A 14,238-nucleotide genomic window follows, 5' to 3' on the forward strand; every position below is an offset into this window, starting at 1 on the left:
ATTAATGATCAGGTCCAATAGCCATTCATCATCTAAGCCCACTCAACAAAAAGGTGTTGCCTTAATTGTTGTGATCCTCATTATTGCGATGATTGCTATCGTCGCAACGAATATTACCTCCCTTAACCAATTATCTGTTAGGCGTACAATGAATGTGGCGCAGTATGATCAAGCTTACTGGTATGCCTTATCGGCCGAAGAGTTGGCTAAGAAAATACTCACCCAAGATTTTGAAGATGATGAAGAAAGTGTCAATCTGCAACAGTACTGGGCGCAATCGGGTTTGGTTTTTCCCGTCGAATTGGGAGAGATTGCGGGTGAAATTAAAGATATGCGATCTTGCTTTAACGTCAATGCATTATCTGTTGCGACAGAAGAAGACGCAAGTACGGGGCAAAGTAAGCCCAGTTTACCTATGCGGCAATTTGCAGGATTGTTAGTGGCAATGGGGATGGATCAGTTTTCGGCTGATACCCTTGCCGCCACTTTGAAAGACTATACCGATGAGGATACGACAACCAGTGCTTATGGCGCTGAAGATGCAGAATATGAATCCAGAACGGTACCCTACCGTTCTGCGAATACTCTGCTATTTGATAAGAGTGAGCTTCGAGCCATTATGGGCTTTACTCAGGACATTTATATGCGAATAGCGCCTTTTGTTTGTGCTATTCCTGGTAATGACCAACAAGTGCTGAATGTGAATACCATAAAGGTAGAAGATGCGCCGATATTGGCAGGGATGTTTGAAAATAAAATATCTGTTGGTGAGGCGGAAGGCATCATTAACCAAAGACCTGCAGATGGCTACGAGTCCATTGAGGACTTTTGGGCAAACTCATCGATTAGTAGCTTTAAAACCTCTGATGAGGCATTAGCGTCGAGTTTTGGCATTGACAGTGATTATTTTCTATTACGTGCAGGTGCCAAAGTTGATCGTGCAATTTTTCGTTTGAAAAGTGTGTTAATGCGGGGTTCGGATAACAAGTTGTCCGTTATTTCACGTCAGTTTGGTGATAGAAAAATAGTATTACCAGTGAAAGAAGAGTCTAGCTCATTTTTAAGTGAAGAAGAGAAAATGGGAATTTCACAAGAAGATCCGGAGAAGAGAAAGTGAGCGAACGATTAGTTATCCGATTAGGCCAGACAGCTGAAGAAACGTGTTTCTGGCTCGTGTGGTCAGAACAAGAACAAGAGATAATCGCATCGGGACAGTTAAGCCATGTTGATGAATTATCGACCCTCACTGAGCGAGCCGGTCATAGACCTGTTGATATTTTAGTGCCAACGTCGACGATTACATTAACGTCGGTGGACTTACCCGAAGGTAATCAAAGGCAAGCGATTAAAGCGCTGCCTTTCATGTTAGAAGAAAATCTTGCTCAAGATGTTGATGAGTTACATTTTGTCGTTGGTAAAACTCAAGGTTCTCGTTTGCCTGTGGGCGTCGTTTCCCATGAGCAAATGCAATTATGGCTAGCTTGGCTTAGCGATGCGCAGTTATCGATACAGCGCATTGTTCCAGATTGTCTTGCGCTACCTTTAGAGGAGTGCCATTGGGCGGCAATGCAATTTGAAGAAGATTATTTATTAAGAACCGGTGAGAGCAGTGGGGTCGCCTTGTCAAAAGATTGGGTAGATACCGCCTTGGTGCATTTGATTACACAGGATCATTTGGCAACAAACAATGAAGAAGAGATCACTGTAGCAGGTTATACAGAACTTGCTTTAGCCGGAACAGAGATCCGTCAGCAGCCACTGGAATTACCTATGCTGACATTGGCTAAAGGTTTAGCATCTGCACCTTTAGACTTGTTAACAGGCTTGTATAAACCTAAGCGTGAATATGCTAAGTATTTATCCCTTTGGGGAAATACAGCGATTTTGTTTGGTGTATTATTTGTGCTCGCATTAGTCAATAAAGGCTTAACTATTTATCAAATGGATGCAAAGACACAAACACTGAAAGCGCAAACAGAAGCGATTTATAAGCAAGTCGTGCCAGGCAGTTCCCGTGTGGTGAATGTGAGGACTCAGATTGATGGTTATTTAAGAGGCTTACAAGGAAATACGCGAGGCAACAGTCAATTCTTTTCTATGCTCGCAGGCATTGAAGGCGGTTTTTCTCAAGTGAAAGAATTAAAGCCGACCACTATGCGTTTTGATGGTGCGCGTAATGAGCTGAGAATGCAAGTGTCGGCCAAAAGTTATGGTCAAATTGAGAAGTTTAAAGACATAGTATCGCGGTCTTATACCTTAGATGCTGGGGCGATGAACAGTACTGATTCTGCAGTGACGAGCACCCTAACAATAAAGGCGAAATAACATGGAAAACTTAAAAACATGGTGGCGAGGATTAGTGTTGCGCGAGCAGCAAATGGTCGCGGCTTGTGCTGTTGTTTTAGTGGTCGGTTTTATTTATTGGGGAGTGTGGACACCCATTGATAATGCTGAAATGAATGCTAAGAGAAATCTTACCGCTCAAGAGCAAACATTGAATTATGTTAAGCAAAAGGCCAATCTCATTGCAGGGCTTAAGAAGGCGGGTGGTAATGGCAAATTTAGAGGGAGCTTGAGTACGGTCGTGAATCAAACTGCGGCACAATACGAACTTGAGATCACACGGATGCAGCCCCAAGGTAATAAAATTCAAGTTTGGATGAGTGATGTCCCTTTTGATTCCTTGCTAGATTATGTGAGCAATCTTGTTCAAGAAAAAGGTCTCTCGCTTGATAGCATCGATATTGCGGCTGTCGATAAACCTGGTTATGTCTCTGTTCGTCGTATTCAGTTCTCTTTGTAAGGTGTTAATGTGAGTTTAACGAAGAAAATAATTATTGGCCTATTCATTTACCTTATTTTTCTAGTGGCGACGCTTCCTGCTAATTTTGCAATGAGATTTGTCGCTTTGCCTAGTGGGTTATCAATTGGTGACGTGTCTGGTAGCGTGTGGCAGGGAAGCATTGATAGTGTGACTTTTGAAGGTCGTCCGCTGGATACATTAAAATGGGACTTAAGTCCATGGCGCTTGTTTTTGGGCCAAGTTCAAGTTGATTTTAGCCTTGGTGAGCGTAACACTCCAATTAATGCTAGGGGATTACTACGCGCGTCTTTTTCTGGTTTATACGTTGAAGCATTTCGATTTGAGGCGCCTATTCCTATACTATTAGGGCAAAAGGTATTGCCTTTTAGAACTAAAATAGATGGCGATATGAGTGTCTTTCTCAATGAGTTCGACTCTGGAGAAGCTTGGTGTGAGACTTTATCGGGAACAGCGATTATTAATCAAGCTAAAGTGAATAATCAATTTGGTGATTATCCTTTAGGGGACATTTCCTTTGCGTTAAGCTGCGTTAATGGTGATATTGAATTTAAAACCGACGAGAAAATGAATCGTCTTGGTTTAGTCGGGACCTTATTGTTGCAAGATAAAAATCGTGTTGCCATAGACGCTAAAATGAAAGAAACAGCCGATCAACCAGCCGATCTTAAAAAGATGCTAAGTCAGTTTGGGGCTAAAGACAGTCAGGGTTATTACACGTTGAATTATAAAGGGGCCATTCCCGGATTGTAGGTATTATATTTTCTATTCCGAAATTATATAATGATGTTAACTCCCGGATTGTAGAGATCCTAATGATTCAGCGGTTCTAACAATATTGTTATTTTTGACCATTAAATGATTAACGCCCACTGATTAACTTTATCAGTGGGCGTTTTTGTTGTTTGATGAATTCCCTGAATATTTTGTCTAAAATTAAAGTTGTGGTTCAACTAGGTCGTAGTAAGATGATGTTCATAGAGGATAGATTATGAGCATGAAGCCAAATGAATAAAAAACAGGTGAAACCCACAATATTGGATACTCACACGGTTGCAAAGAGCCGCTTGTTTCATATTGAGCAAGTGGATCTTCAGTTCTCAAATGCAGAATGCCGACAGTATGAAAGAATGAAAGGCAAAGGTCGAGGGGCTGTCATGGTGGTGCCAGTGCTGAATAATCGACAATTGTTATTGGGTCGTGAGTATGCCGTGGGCACTGACAGTTATGAATTGGGTTTTTCAAAAGGCTTGATTGATCCCGGTGAGAGTGCCATTGAAGCGGCTAATAGAGAGCTACAGGAAGAAATTGGTTATGGAGCTAAAAAACTGACCCATTTGATGGAGCTAAGCTTGGCACCCAGTTATTTTTCTAGCAAAATGCAAATATTTCTCGCTGAAGACTTATATGAGAACAAATTAGAAGGGGATGAACCTGAGCCTATTGAGTTAGTAACATGGCCACTTGAACATTGGCAAGATTTACTCCTTGAGAATGACTTTTCTGAATCGCGTAGTGTTTGCGCCTTGTTTTTAGCGCAAAAGCATCTCAAGCTTAAGTAGACTATTCATGACGCTTATTTACTTTTAATCTATGCCGTTTTTAACATTGTGGGCTGTTGGAGTCGTATATGAAGCCAGAACATTATATTGAACAAGTTATCGATATAGCAAAGGATGCTGGAGAAACCATCAGGGATATTTATCAGCGAGGGACATTTCAGCGTGAAATGAAGTCAGATAATACCCCTGTGACTTCTGCAGATTTGGCGGCGCATAATATTATTACTTCGGCTTTGATGATATTGACTCCCGACATTCCTATTCTATCGGAAGAAGATGCCGATATTCCCCTTGAGAAGCGAGAGCAATGGCAGCGTTATTGGTTGGTGGATCCGCTCGACGGCACGGGAGAGTTTATTGCGGGCAGTGGCGATTTCTCTGTGATTATTGCTTTGGTTGAACATAATCGGCCTATTATGGGGGTTGTTTATGTGCCAATGACGGAAGTCTGTTATTACGCGATTGCAGGTCTAGGTGCGTATAAACGTCATGGCTCAGCCGAGCTGAGGATCCACAGTCGATTTATTGAAAATGATGATCCCTCTTTGCGTTTAGCGGTGAGTCGACGTCAAGATCCACAATCAGTTATCAAGTTATTTCATCAACATAAGCATTGCGAGCTTGTGACCTTAGGAGGGGCGGCATTAAAGAGTTGTTTGGTTGCAGAAGGCAGAGCAGATTGCTATGTGCGTATTGGCCCTACAGGTGAATGGGATACTGGAGCGGCTCAAATTATTATAGAAGAGGCTGGTGGAGAGGTAATGGATCTAGAATTGCAACCTTTGTCCTATAATGAACGTGAGAGTTTAGAAAACCCTAATTTTATTGTGGTGGGTGCACCTCATTTAGAGTGGGATAAGATTTTAATTGGTGAGTAACGTTTTGCCAATTTAAGCATTTCACTTTTTGGCAGTATGTTGGGTGTTGTTTTTGGTATGAATTAGCGTAATACATTGCACTGAGGCTGGTCGTATTGAGCCTTACATTAAGGAATATCAATATGATCGTTACTCGCCGTTTTTTACCTTATTTTGTGACGCAATGCTTGGGTGCGTTAAATGACAATTTATTCAAGAATATTCTTCTGCTGATGGTGACATACTCCCAAGTTAATAGTTTACCTATCAGTGTCAATTTATTTGTTAATTTAGCCGCAGGGCTATTTATTCTGCCATTTCTATTGTTCTCTGCCCATGCAGGCTTGATTGCCGATCATATTGATAAAGCGTTATTGATCCGCAGGTTGAAGTTATTAGAAATTGTTATTATGGCTTGTGCTATGGTAGCTATCTTAACGCATAGTTATTTAATTATGCTGTTATTACTGTTTTTAACGGGAATACAATCAGCTTATTTTGGTCCAGTTAAGTATTCTATTTTACCTCGTGCTTTATATGAGCATGAACTTATTCGAGGCAATGCTTGGGTTGAGCTAGGAACTTTTATTGCTATTTTGATTGGCACCCTCAGCGCTGGATTGATTGTTGATTTTGATCCTCAAGGGCGACTGTCGGCTCTTTTAGTGTTTTCATTGGCGATCATTGGTTATGCTGCCAGTGTCATGATCCCTTCAGTTCCTTCTCTGTCTGCCCATCAAAAGGTAAAGTTTGCGCCTTTCTCGGGTGGTTGGAAAATGATTAAGGATGTAAAAAAGCAACCCGCAATTTGGGCATGTGTCATTGTGATCAGTTGGTTTTGGTTTTTAGGGGCGACTTATCTCACTCAGTTCCCCAATTTTTCTAAAGTGCATTTACAAGGTGATGCGACAGTTGTTTCTTTACTTTTGCTCTTGTTTTCGATGGGAATTGGTATAGGTTCTCTCATTTGTGGACGACTTTCATTTGGACAGGTTGAGCTGGGAGTGGCTTTATTGGGGTTAATCGGTTTAGCGGTATTTGGATTCGACTTACCTTTGGCTGTGACGCTGCTTGAAGTCCATTCTGGAACGGTTTACAGTGCGATTACGTTTATTACTGGAGGAGATCATTATAGGATCATATTTGATTTGTTCATGATTGGTGTGAGTGGTGGATTGTTTATTGTGCCTCTATATGCTTTTATTCAAGTCAAATCCGAAGATGGGCATTGTGCTCAAGCGATAGCGGTCAATAATATTGCTAATGCCGTGTTTATGATTGCTTCCGCTGTGTTGTCTATGATTTTGCTAGGCACATTTTCTTGGAGTATTTTACAACTGTTTACTCTGTTGTCAGCGCTTAATTTACTGGTTTTAATTTATCTCATTTGGGCTTTTCCCAGCTTTATTTTTGCTTGTATCAGTTATGTGTTCCGGCATATTTTCTTGCGAGTAAAAGTTGAAGGGATCGAAAAGTTAGTGGGTGGGGGAGCGGTATTACTAATAAACCGTGAATTATCGACGCTAGAGCGTGTGATATTACAGGGGATGAGCGGTAGAAAGATGTTTTTTGTGAGTGATAATCATAAAAATGAAAAGGGTTTCAAAGCTTGGTTGTCACAGCATCTACATTATATTGTGATCTCTGATGCATTAGAGTCTACACAGCCATCTATTGATGGATTATTAATGAAAGATTTGGATGCTGGAAATTGGGTTGTGATCCAAGATGTCGAATTTCACGTTCTCTTTTCTGATATGAAAATTCAGCCACCAAAATTAACAGTAACCCTCAATGCAAATGACGTTATGTCTTTTCGGAGTAAAGTCAACCTTGCTATTGCTTAGGCTTTAGTGTTTAGCCATTGATTAATAGAGAAAATATCGCCTTTGAAAACAATGTTACTCTGCTTTTTATTGAGCTGATATTGATACATAGGATCATAATAATTCTTGAGTAATTTGGTTATCCATATTCGATGTTCATCACAGTCACGATTATTTTCATATTGGTGGCAAGCGACGTTTAAATGATGTTGCAATTCATCATGCAGTTTTCCGCCCAAACGCTTTTTGATTTGCATCAGTCCTTGTGTTAAATATTCTTGCCAAGTCCTTTGTCCTTCGTCGATACCTAGCTGGGCGATAAAACCTTGACGCATGCTAATAATATAATCGTTAAGGATCCTTGAAACACGGTTTTCCATTGTTTCTTCCAGTACGATAATATCGGCGGCTTGCATTTTTTGGTAGAAGGTTCTGGGGATTGCTGCTCGCCCTATAAGGTAACTTTCGTCTTCAATTAATAAGCAGCGGGTGTTCTTGACTTGTAATTTGAGCAGTTTAATAGCCAGTGTGTTCTCAAAATTAATTTGGCTGGGTTGAGGTTCAAAGCACTGCCCAAAACTGGATCCTCTATGCTTGGCAATGGCCTCGAGATCAATACTATTATCCCATTTTGATAATAACTCGGTTTTACCGCTGCCAGTTGAACCGCTAATAACAATCAAAGATTGTGAGTGGCAGGCATTATCAATAGATTGGATTAAAAAGTGCCTCATGGCTTTATAACCTCCCTCAATGAAAGGAACCGTATAGCCTGCTTCTTTAAGCCATTGCTGAGCAATTTGTGAACGCAATCCGCCTCTAAAACAGTAGAGATAGGCATGAGGCTGCTGTATGAGGTATTGGAGCCATTGATTGATGCGCTGTTGTTTTGTTTTTCCTTTTATGAGCGAATAACCTAAATTGATCGCGGCAGTTTGCCCGTATTGTTTGTAACAGGTACCAATCAGAGTGCGTTCATTGTCGTGAAGTAGATAATGATTATGGCTGTGTGGAAAGGCCCCTTTTCTATATTCTACAGGGGCTCTAACATCAATAAGAGGATGATCATTAATAAAAATGGATGAGTAACTAGAAGGCGAAATGGTGTCTTCTGACATTAGCGTAAATTGATTGTATGCGAGCTGGGTTTGGCATGAAGCTGGCCAATATAATAAAGGGGCTGTCGCTGACTCTCGCTTAGGTGCAATAAAGCTTGCTCTGCGCTTGAATTGACAGATACAAGGAGTCCACCGCTGGTTTGTGGATCGCACAGTATTGCTTTTTGCTCATGAGTGAGTGAGGGTAAATTCGCTTGATAGCTTTCGTAATTTCGATGTGTACCGCCCGGAATACAGTTCATTTTAATATACTCCTCGATACGGGGGAGCAGTGGCAGTGATGCGATATTTATGTCTGCATTAAGATTTGATCCTTGACACATCTCAAGTAAATGGCCAGCAAGCCCAAACCCAGTGACATCTGTCATGGCAGTGACCCCATCTATTTTTGCAATAAGAGGACCGATGTTATTGAGCTGACACATGGCATTAATCGCAATATGGTTATCTGCATGTTCAAGCTTTTGTTGTTTTTGAGCTGTGGTTAATACCCCTATACCGAGAGGTTTCGTCAGGTAGAGTTTATCACCAGCTTGGGCAGTATTATTCTTTTTAAGTTTATCCAGCGCCACTTGTCCTGTTACTGCTAATCCAAAAATAGGCTCAGGTGAATCTATGCTGTGCCCGCCAGCAAGCATGATATTGGCATCGTGGCAGGCTTGACGTCCTCCATCGATAACTTGTTGTGCGATTTCAGCGGAAAGTTGATTAATGGGCCACCCTAAAATAGCGATTGCCATAATAGGTTGACCTCCCATAGCATAGATATCACTAATAGCATTGGTCGCGGCAATTCTGCCAAAGGTAAAAGGATCGTCAACTATTGGCATAAAAAAATCGGTAGTGCTAATGATGCCTGTGGTGTTGTTTAATTGATAGACTGCGGCATCATCTCGACTTTGATTACCGACAATGATATTTGAATCGTTAAATGTGGGAAGTGTTGAAGCAAGAATGGTACTTAATACTGAAGGCGATATTTTGCAGCCACAGCCTGCACCATGACTATATTGGGTTAATTTTATTGCTGCATCCTGCATGGTTTCGCCTTATATAAATAATCATTAAGGATTATCATATAAGGCGAAAGCAAGTTTTAATATTAGCCAGAGGCACTAATCATTGATTTTATACGTATAGGGAAGTTAGCACTCGCCAGTTTTTCTTCTGTTGTAGCCAACGTTCCTTTAGATGATCGACTTGTAGCATTAATTGTTCATTCACTAATTGCTTTTTCTTGGCGTCGAGCAGTACTTTTTGAGCCTCATAATATTCTAATAAATGGCTTTTCATGAGGTCGTATTCAGACTGTATGATGGTTAACACTTCTTCTTTATTAGGTAAATGTGCAATTTTGTGTTGTGTATTTTGCAACTGCATTTTTAATTTTGCACTTTCTATGCGTTCTTGAGGAACGACACGTAATTGGCTGGCTAATCCGACTTTAGCAAAAATGTTAATCATCCATTTAGTGGGATCATATTGCCACCACTTTATGCCATTACGGTAATCATTCTCAAAAATATGATGGAAGTTATGATAGCCTTCACCGTAAGTCAGTAGTGCTATAACGCCATTATCCTTAGCGGTATTTTTATCGGTATAGGTTTGTTTGCCCCAAATATGGGCTAGTGAATTAATAAAGAAGGTGAAATGATGGCTCACGACTAAGCGTAATAAACCCGCTAGCAGTACCATGCCGATAATATTGCCATTTAACCAACCTAAAAGAACGGGTAATCCAATATTCATGAGTAACATTAAAGGGACATAATACTTATGTTGCCACATAACAATTTTATCATTTTGTAAGTCACGTACATTCTTATAGTCATTGTAACGGTGTGCTTGATACTCTCTTAGCATCCATCCGATATGACTGTACCAAAATCCTTTTTTAGCCGAATAAGGATCGATGTCATTATTATCAACATGTTTGTGATGAATGCGATGATCTGAGGACCAATGCAGTGCACTATTTTGTATGGCTAAGGCGCCGCCAAGTGCGTAAAGGAATCTAACTGATGCATGTGCTTTATAGGTACGGTGAGACCATAATCTATGATACCCGCCAGTAATAGACATACCGCTGGCAAAAAGGAGTACGACAAAGGCAATCCATTCAGATGTTTGAAATCCTTGAGTCATGGCATACCAAGGTACCAAAATGACCGCACCTAAAAAGGTGAGGGTAAATAAACTGACATTGGTCCAAATTAAAGGCGGCTTTTTCATTATATCTCTATCAATTTCATTTTGAGCTTACATGTGTAAGCTAATTTAACGTGCTTCTTCGTTGGGGTCAAGGTTTCTTCTCTTGCTGCGTTTTGCTGTAAAAAACGGTATTATTCGTTTTAACTGTTGTGTGAGTGGAACCAGTATGGGCATTAGAGCATTGCAAAAAGAGAAAACCCGTCGAGCATTAGTTGATGCTGCTTTTAATCAATTAAGCGCAGAGCGGAGCTTTTCCAGTTTGAGTTTGCGAGAAGTTGCTAGAGAAGCCAATATCGCACCCACCTCTTTTTATCGTCATTTTAAAGATATGAATGAACTTGGATTAACCATGGTTGATGAAGGTGGATTAACCTTAAGGCAAATGATGCGTAAGGGGCGTCAACGGGCTGAAGAAGGTGGCAGTGTTATTCGTATTTCTGTCGATACTTTCATGGAGGTACTGGAATCCAATCCCAATGTTTTTCGTATTCTATTGCATGAGCGTTCAGGGACTTCGGCGCCCTTTCGTGGTGCCGTTGCGCGGGAAATAGAGCATTTTATTTCAGAATTAACGCATTATACTGAATCAACAACACAGCGCCATCCGGTATTGGCCAGAGCACAAGCAGAATCATTAGTGACGTTAGTTTTTAACGCGGGGGCTGCTGCCCTAGACATGAAGCGTGTTGAACGAAAACAGCTGGCAGATCAGCTGGTGGTACAATTACGTATGGTGGCAAAGGGAGCGGAGGCGTTACAGAAAAAACAAATGCCCAAAGTGAGTTAATCGTTAGTGGAATAACCCACTTTAAGCCATCGTTTGTTTATTTTCTTTCTAATAACAAACCCGATTCCATATGATCGGTATAGGGAAATTGATCAAATAATGCAAAGCGACTGATATTGTGTGTTTGAGCCAATTCACTTAAATTATCGATAAGCGTATTAGGGTTGCATGAGATATACACAATACGTTCATATTGTTGAACAAGTTTGATGGTATTGGTATCGAGTCCTGCTCTTGGAGGATCGACAAAAATGGTATTACATTCGTAACTGTCTAAGTCGATACCTTCCAGTCGTCTAAAGCTTCTCTTTTTTGCCATTGCATCAGTGAAGTCTTCAGCAGACATACGAATAATTTGTAGGTTATCAATATTGTTCGCTTTAATATTATATTGCGCGGATTCTACTGATGGCTTAGCCAGTTCTGTGGCTAACACTTTATTAAAATTTTGAGCTAGCGCGATGGAAAAATTACCATTGCCACAATAAAGCTCTAATAAGTCACCTGTGCTATTTTTTGTGGCATCAATCGCCCATTCAAGCATTTTAATAGACACTTTACCGTTTGGCTGAGTAAAGCTGTTCTCAATTTGGTGATATTGCAATTGCTTGTTATTGACTATCAAAGATTCTAGAACAAAATCTTTATCCATGATTATTTTTTGTTTTCGAGCTCGGCCAATTAAGTTAATGGTAAACTGTTCTGATAATGCTGTTTTTAATGCTTGCGCTTCATGTTCCCATGTTTGATCTAGGGGCTTGTGGTAAAGCAGTGAAACCAGTATTTCGCCACTCAGCGTCGAGAGAAAATCTATTTGAAACAGCTTGTGGCGCAACAAAGTATTGGATTTTAGTTTTTCTATTAATACAGGCATAAGCTCATTGATGAGCTTGCTTGCGGGAAGAAATTGATCACAGCGTACTTTCTCATTAAGCGCTTTATCAAACATGTAATAGTACATGTCATCGCCATCATGCCATATACGAAATTCAGCACGCATGCGATAATGTTCAGGCTCAGATGCAAAAATTTCCATCTTTGGTGTATCAAACTGGCTAAATAATTGTGCCAGCTTGATGCGTTTTTGCTCGAGCTGCGCATCATAGGTTGTTGGATCCATTGCGGCTAAATTCATATCTTGATCATCATTGGCTATTGGGGGCGGAATTATATACCCAAGTGATGCTAATATGCGAGTGTCGGCATGAGTCAAAATGTCTGCGTCAAGGCGCATCAAGAAAGGTTTATTGGATTCACAAGAGAGTGGATCAGCCTATTATTATTGTTTTGGTTTTTGATTTTGACGTTAGGTGTGGGAAACTGTGCTTTTTCGTGATGCTTGTAAGAGGTATATATTGGCAGGTCCTATATTGGTCTTTGATTCTGGTATTGGTGGGTTATCAGTTTTAAATACAATAAAATCAGTGTTACCACAGGCTTCTTATTGCTATGTCTTTGACAATGCAAGATTACCCTATGGGGAGCTTAACGACCAAGAATTGATCGCCGGCTGTGTGGCTCTCATCAGTGACATTGCTATGCGTGAAAAAGCCGCTCTAGTTGTTGTGGCTTGTAATACCGCCAGTACATTAGTTTTGCCTATATTAAGGCAGCAGCTTAATATTCCTATTGTTGGTGTGGTGCCAGCAATCAAACCGGCTGCAGAATGTTCAAGTCAAAAGAACATTGGTCTGTTGGCGACTCCTGCAACGATCACGCGCAGTTATACACGTGATTTGATTCAACGGTTTGCCAGTGATTGTGATGTGCATTTATTTGGTTCTTCCGAATTAGTGTTATTGGCGGAGAACAAAATGATTGGTTGCGAGCCCGATATGCAGCATCTTGAATCGATACTCACACCAGTAAAAAATGCGGGAATTGATATTTTAGTTTTAGGGTGTACTCATTTTCCTGTTCTTAGAGATAATATTCAAACAATATTAGGCGAGGATGTGACTTTGCTTGATTCTGAACAGGCTATTGCTTCAAGAGTGTATTCTTTATTAGCGAAAGAATGTTATTCAACTGACGAGATCACGAGTGTGGCTTACTATACTGCGCAGAATATTCCTACAGTATTAAAAGATAAATTAGCCAATGATGGATTTGTTAATGTTAGTCAGTTCCATATTGGCTAATGATGTAGGTAGAATGGATAAGCAAACTTAGTTATTGGCTTCCGCTTTATCTGAATCTTGAGATTTAGCTTCTCTGACTTTCAAGGTTCTTTCTTGAAAATCGAATTCATTGAGTTTGTTCATTGCCTTTTTCGCTCCCGCTTCAGACATTTCAATAAATCCAAATCCTTTGCGTCTACCGGTTTTGCGATCGCGAACTAAGCGAACGGAATTGACTGGACCATATTCTCCAAATAAGGCTTTTACTTCTCCTTCGTGAACACGATAGGGTAAGTTGCCAACGTAGAGTGTCATCGTGGGGCCTGTATAGGGTTGGTCAGAATCAGATGTGGTAGAAGCTGATTTAGATACAATAGAATAAACGACGCTAGCAATGATGGCGCCGGTGAAAAAAGCAATAGCTCCGCTTAGTGCTGGAGCAAGTTGGTATATTGCTAGAGCACCAAGAATGGCAATGAGCAAGACAATAAAGAATGGCTTTTGCATATATATAATCTCTAAAGAGTTAATGAATAATATGATAAATAACTGTTAATAACTGCTACATGGTAATGAATTATTTAACGTGAAACTAGTCTAGTGATGGAAAAACGAACTTTAGTCACTGTTTAACTATCTTAAAGATACGACAATTTCATCGTTTTTGGTCTAAATTGTATGGCTTTTCGACAAAAAAAAGCAAAGTGAATAAAAGCTAAGCACATAGGCAATGTTTTTTAAAAAAGCCCTTGCGCTCATTCCAAATCTCCCTATAATGCGCAACCACTGACACGGCAAAGCAGCTTCCTAGAGATATAGGAAACAGCAGCGGTGACAAGCGTTTCAAGTAGTTAAAGTGGCTCGATGAGATAAGAAATTAATCATTGAAAAACTTCTTAAAAAAACACTTGACGCACACGAGGAAATGCGTAG

14 protein-coding genes are annotated in these 14,238 nt (G+C 40.4%); 9 read left to right on the forward strand and 5 right to left on the reverse strand.

The genetic code is table 11. The annotated features are described in order from the left end of the window. Nucleotides 1-4: 4 nt before the first annotated feature. The 7 genes from gspK to Q0779_RS19445 all read left to right on the forward strand — a co-directional run bounded on the left by gspK (nucleotide 5) and on the right by Q0779_RS19445 (nucleotide 7,087). The gene (gene gspK, locus Q0779_RS19415; RefSeq protein ID WP_298775202.1) at nucleotides 5-1,117 is read left to right on the forward strand and encodes a type II secretion system minor pseudopilin GspK; all 1,113 of its coding nucleotides are present in this window, start codon (nucleotides 5-7) and stop codon (nucleotides 1,115-1,117) included. Continuing rightward, on the forward strand, nucleotides 1,114-2,325 hold the full coding sequence (gspL, locus tag Q0779_RS19420; protein ID WP_298775203.1) for a type II secretion system protein GspL: 1,212 nt from the start codon (nucleotides 1,114-1,116) through the stop codon (nucleotides 2,323-2,325). The genes gspK and gspL overlap by 4 nt, the downstream gene beginning before the upstream one ends. Nucleotide 2,326: 1 nt before the next feature. Beyond that, nucleotides 2,327-2,803, forward strand: coding sequence for a type II secretion system protein M (locus Q0779_RS19425; protein ID WP_298775204.1), 477 nt, complete (start codon nucleotides 2,327-2,329; stop codon nucleotides 2,801-2,803). 9 nt (nucleotides 2,804-2,812) lie between these two features. After that, nucleotides 2,813-3,574, forward strand: a complete 762-nt coding sequence (locus Q0779_RS19430; protein ID WP_298775205.1) for a type II secretion system protein N — start codon at nucleotides 2,813-2,815, stop codon at nucleotides 3,572-3,574. A 254-nt stretch (nucleotides 3,575-3,828) separates the two neighbouring features. After that, nucleotides 3,829-4,383 carry an ADP compounds hydrolase NudE gene (gene nudE, locus Q0779_RS19435; protein ID WP_298775207.1) on the forward strand — a complete coding sequence of 185 codons (555 nt, stop codon included), beginning with the start codon at nucleotides 3,829-3,831 and terminating at the stop codon, nucleotides 4,381-4,383. A 68-nt stretch (nucleotides 4,384-4,451) separates the two neighbouring features. After that, nucleotides 4,452-5,261, forward strand: a complete 810-nt coding sequence (gene cysQ / locus Q0779_RS19440) for a 3'(2'),5'-bisphosphate nucleotidase CysQ (RefSeq protein WP_298775208.1) — start codon at nucleotides 4,452-4,454, stop codon at nucleotides 5,259-5,261. 122 nt (nucleotides 5,262-5,383) lie between these two features. Beyond that, nucleotides 5,384-7,087 (forward strand): MFS transporter, encoded by a 1,704-nt coding sequence (locus Q0779_RS19445; RefSeq protein WP_298775210.1) that lies wholly within the window; start codon nucleotides 5,384-5,386, stop codon nucleotides 7,085-7,087. Here Q0779_RS19445 and mnmH read toward each other — a convergent pair. The 3 genes from mnmH to Q0779_RS19460 form a co-directional block, all read right to left on the reverse strand. Further along, on the reverse strand, nucleotides 7,084-8,184 hold the full coding sequence (mnmH, locus tag Q0779_RS19450; RefSeq protein WP_298775212.1) for a tRNA 2-selenouridine(34) synthase MnmH: 1,101 nt from the start codon (nucleotides 8,182-8,184) through the stop codon (nucleotides 7,084-7,086). The genes Q0779_RS19445 and mnmH overlap by 4 nt on opposite strands. Further along, nucleotides 8,184-9,224, reverse strand: a complete 1,041-nt coding sequence (selD, locus tag Q0779_RS19455; protein WP_298775214.1) for a selenide, water dikinase SelD — start codon at nucleotides 9,222-9,224, stop codon at nucleotides 8,184-8,186. Before selD ends, mnmH begins: the two co-directional genes overlap by 1 nt. A gap of 88 nt (nucleotides 9,225-9,312) precedes the next feature. Further along, on the reverse strand, nucleotides 9,313-10,419 hold the full coding sequence (locus Q0779_RS19460; RefSeq protein WP_298775216.1) for a fatty acid desaturase: 1,107 nt from the start codon (nucleotides 10,417-10,419) through the stop codon (nucleotides 9,313-9,315). A gap of 145 nt (nucleotides 10,420-10,564) precedes the next feature. On the opposite strand from Q0779_RS19460, the gene fabR reads away from it, so the two are divergent. Then, nucleotides 10,565-11,185 (forward strand): HTH-type transcriptional repressor FabR, encoded by a 621-nt coding sequence (gene fabR, locus Q0779_RS19465; protein ID WP_298775233.1) that lies wholly within the window; start codon nucleotides 10,565-10,567, stop codon nucleotides 11,183-11,185. 37 nt (nucleotides 11,186-11,222) lie between these two features. On the opposite strand, the gene trmA is transcribed toward fabR, so the two are convergent. Further along, nucleotides 11,223-12,320 (reverse strand): tRNA (uridine(54)-C5)-methyltransferase TrmA, encoded by a 1,098-nt coding sequence (gene trmA, locus Q0779_RS19470; RefSeq protein ID WP_298775219.1) that lies wholly within the window; start codon nucleotides 12,318-12,320, stop codon nucleotides 11,223-11,225. A gap of 220 nt (nucleotides 12,321-12,540) precedes the next feature. Between trmA and murI the strand changes: the two genes are divergently transcribed. Beyond that, entirely contained in the window at nucleotides 12,541-13,326 is a 786-nt protein-coding gene (gene murI / locus Q0779_RS19475; protein ID WP_298775221.1) for a glutamate racemase, read from the forward strand. A gap of 27 nt (nucleotides 13,327-13,353) precedes the next feature. Here murI and Q0779_RS19480 read toward each other — a convergent pair whose 3' ends face one another. Further along, entirely contained in the window at nucleotides 13,354-13,812 is a 459-nt protein-coding gene (locus Q0779_RS19480) for an RNA-binding protein (RefSeq protein WP_298775223.1), read from the reverse strand. Nucleotides 13,813-14,238: the final 426 nt, after the last annotated feature.

It is taken from the genome of uncultured Shewanella sp., assembly GCF_947491715.1.
GTDB lineage: Bacteria > Pseudomonadota > Gammaproteobacteria > Enterobacterales > Shewanellaceae > Shewanella.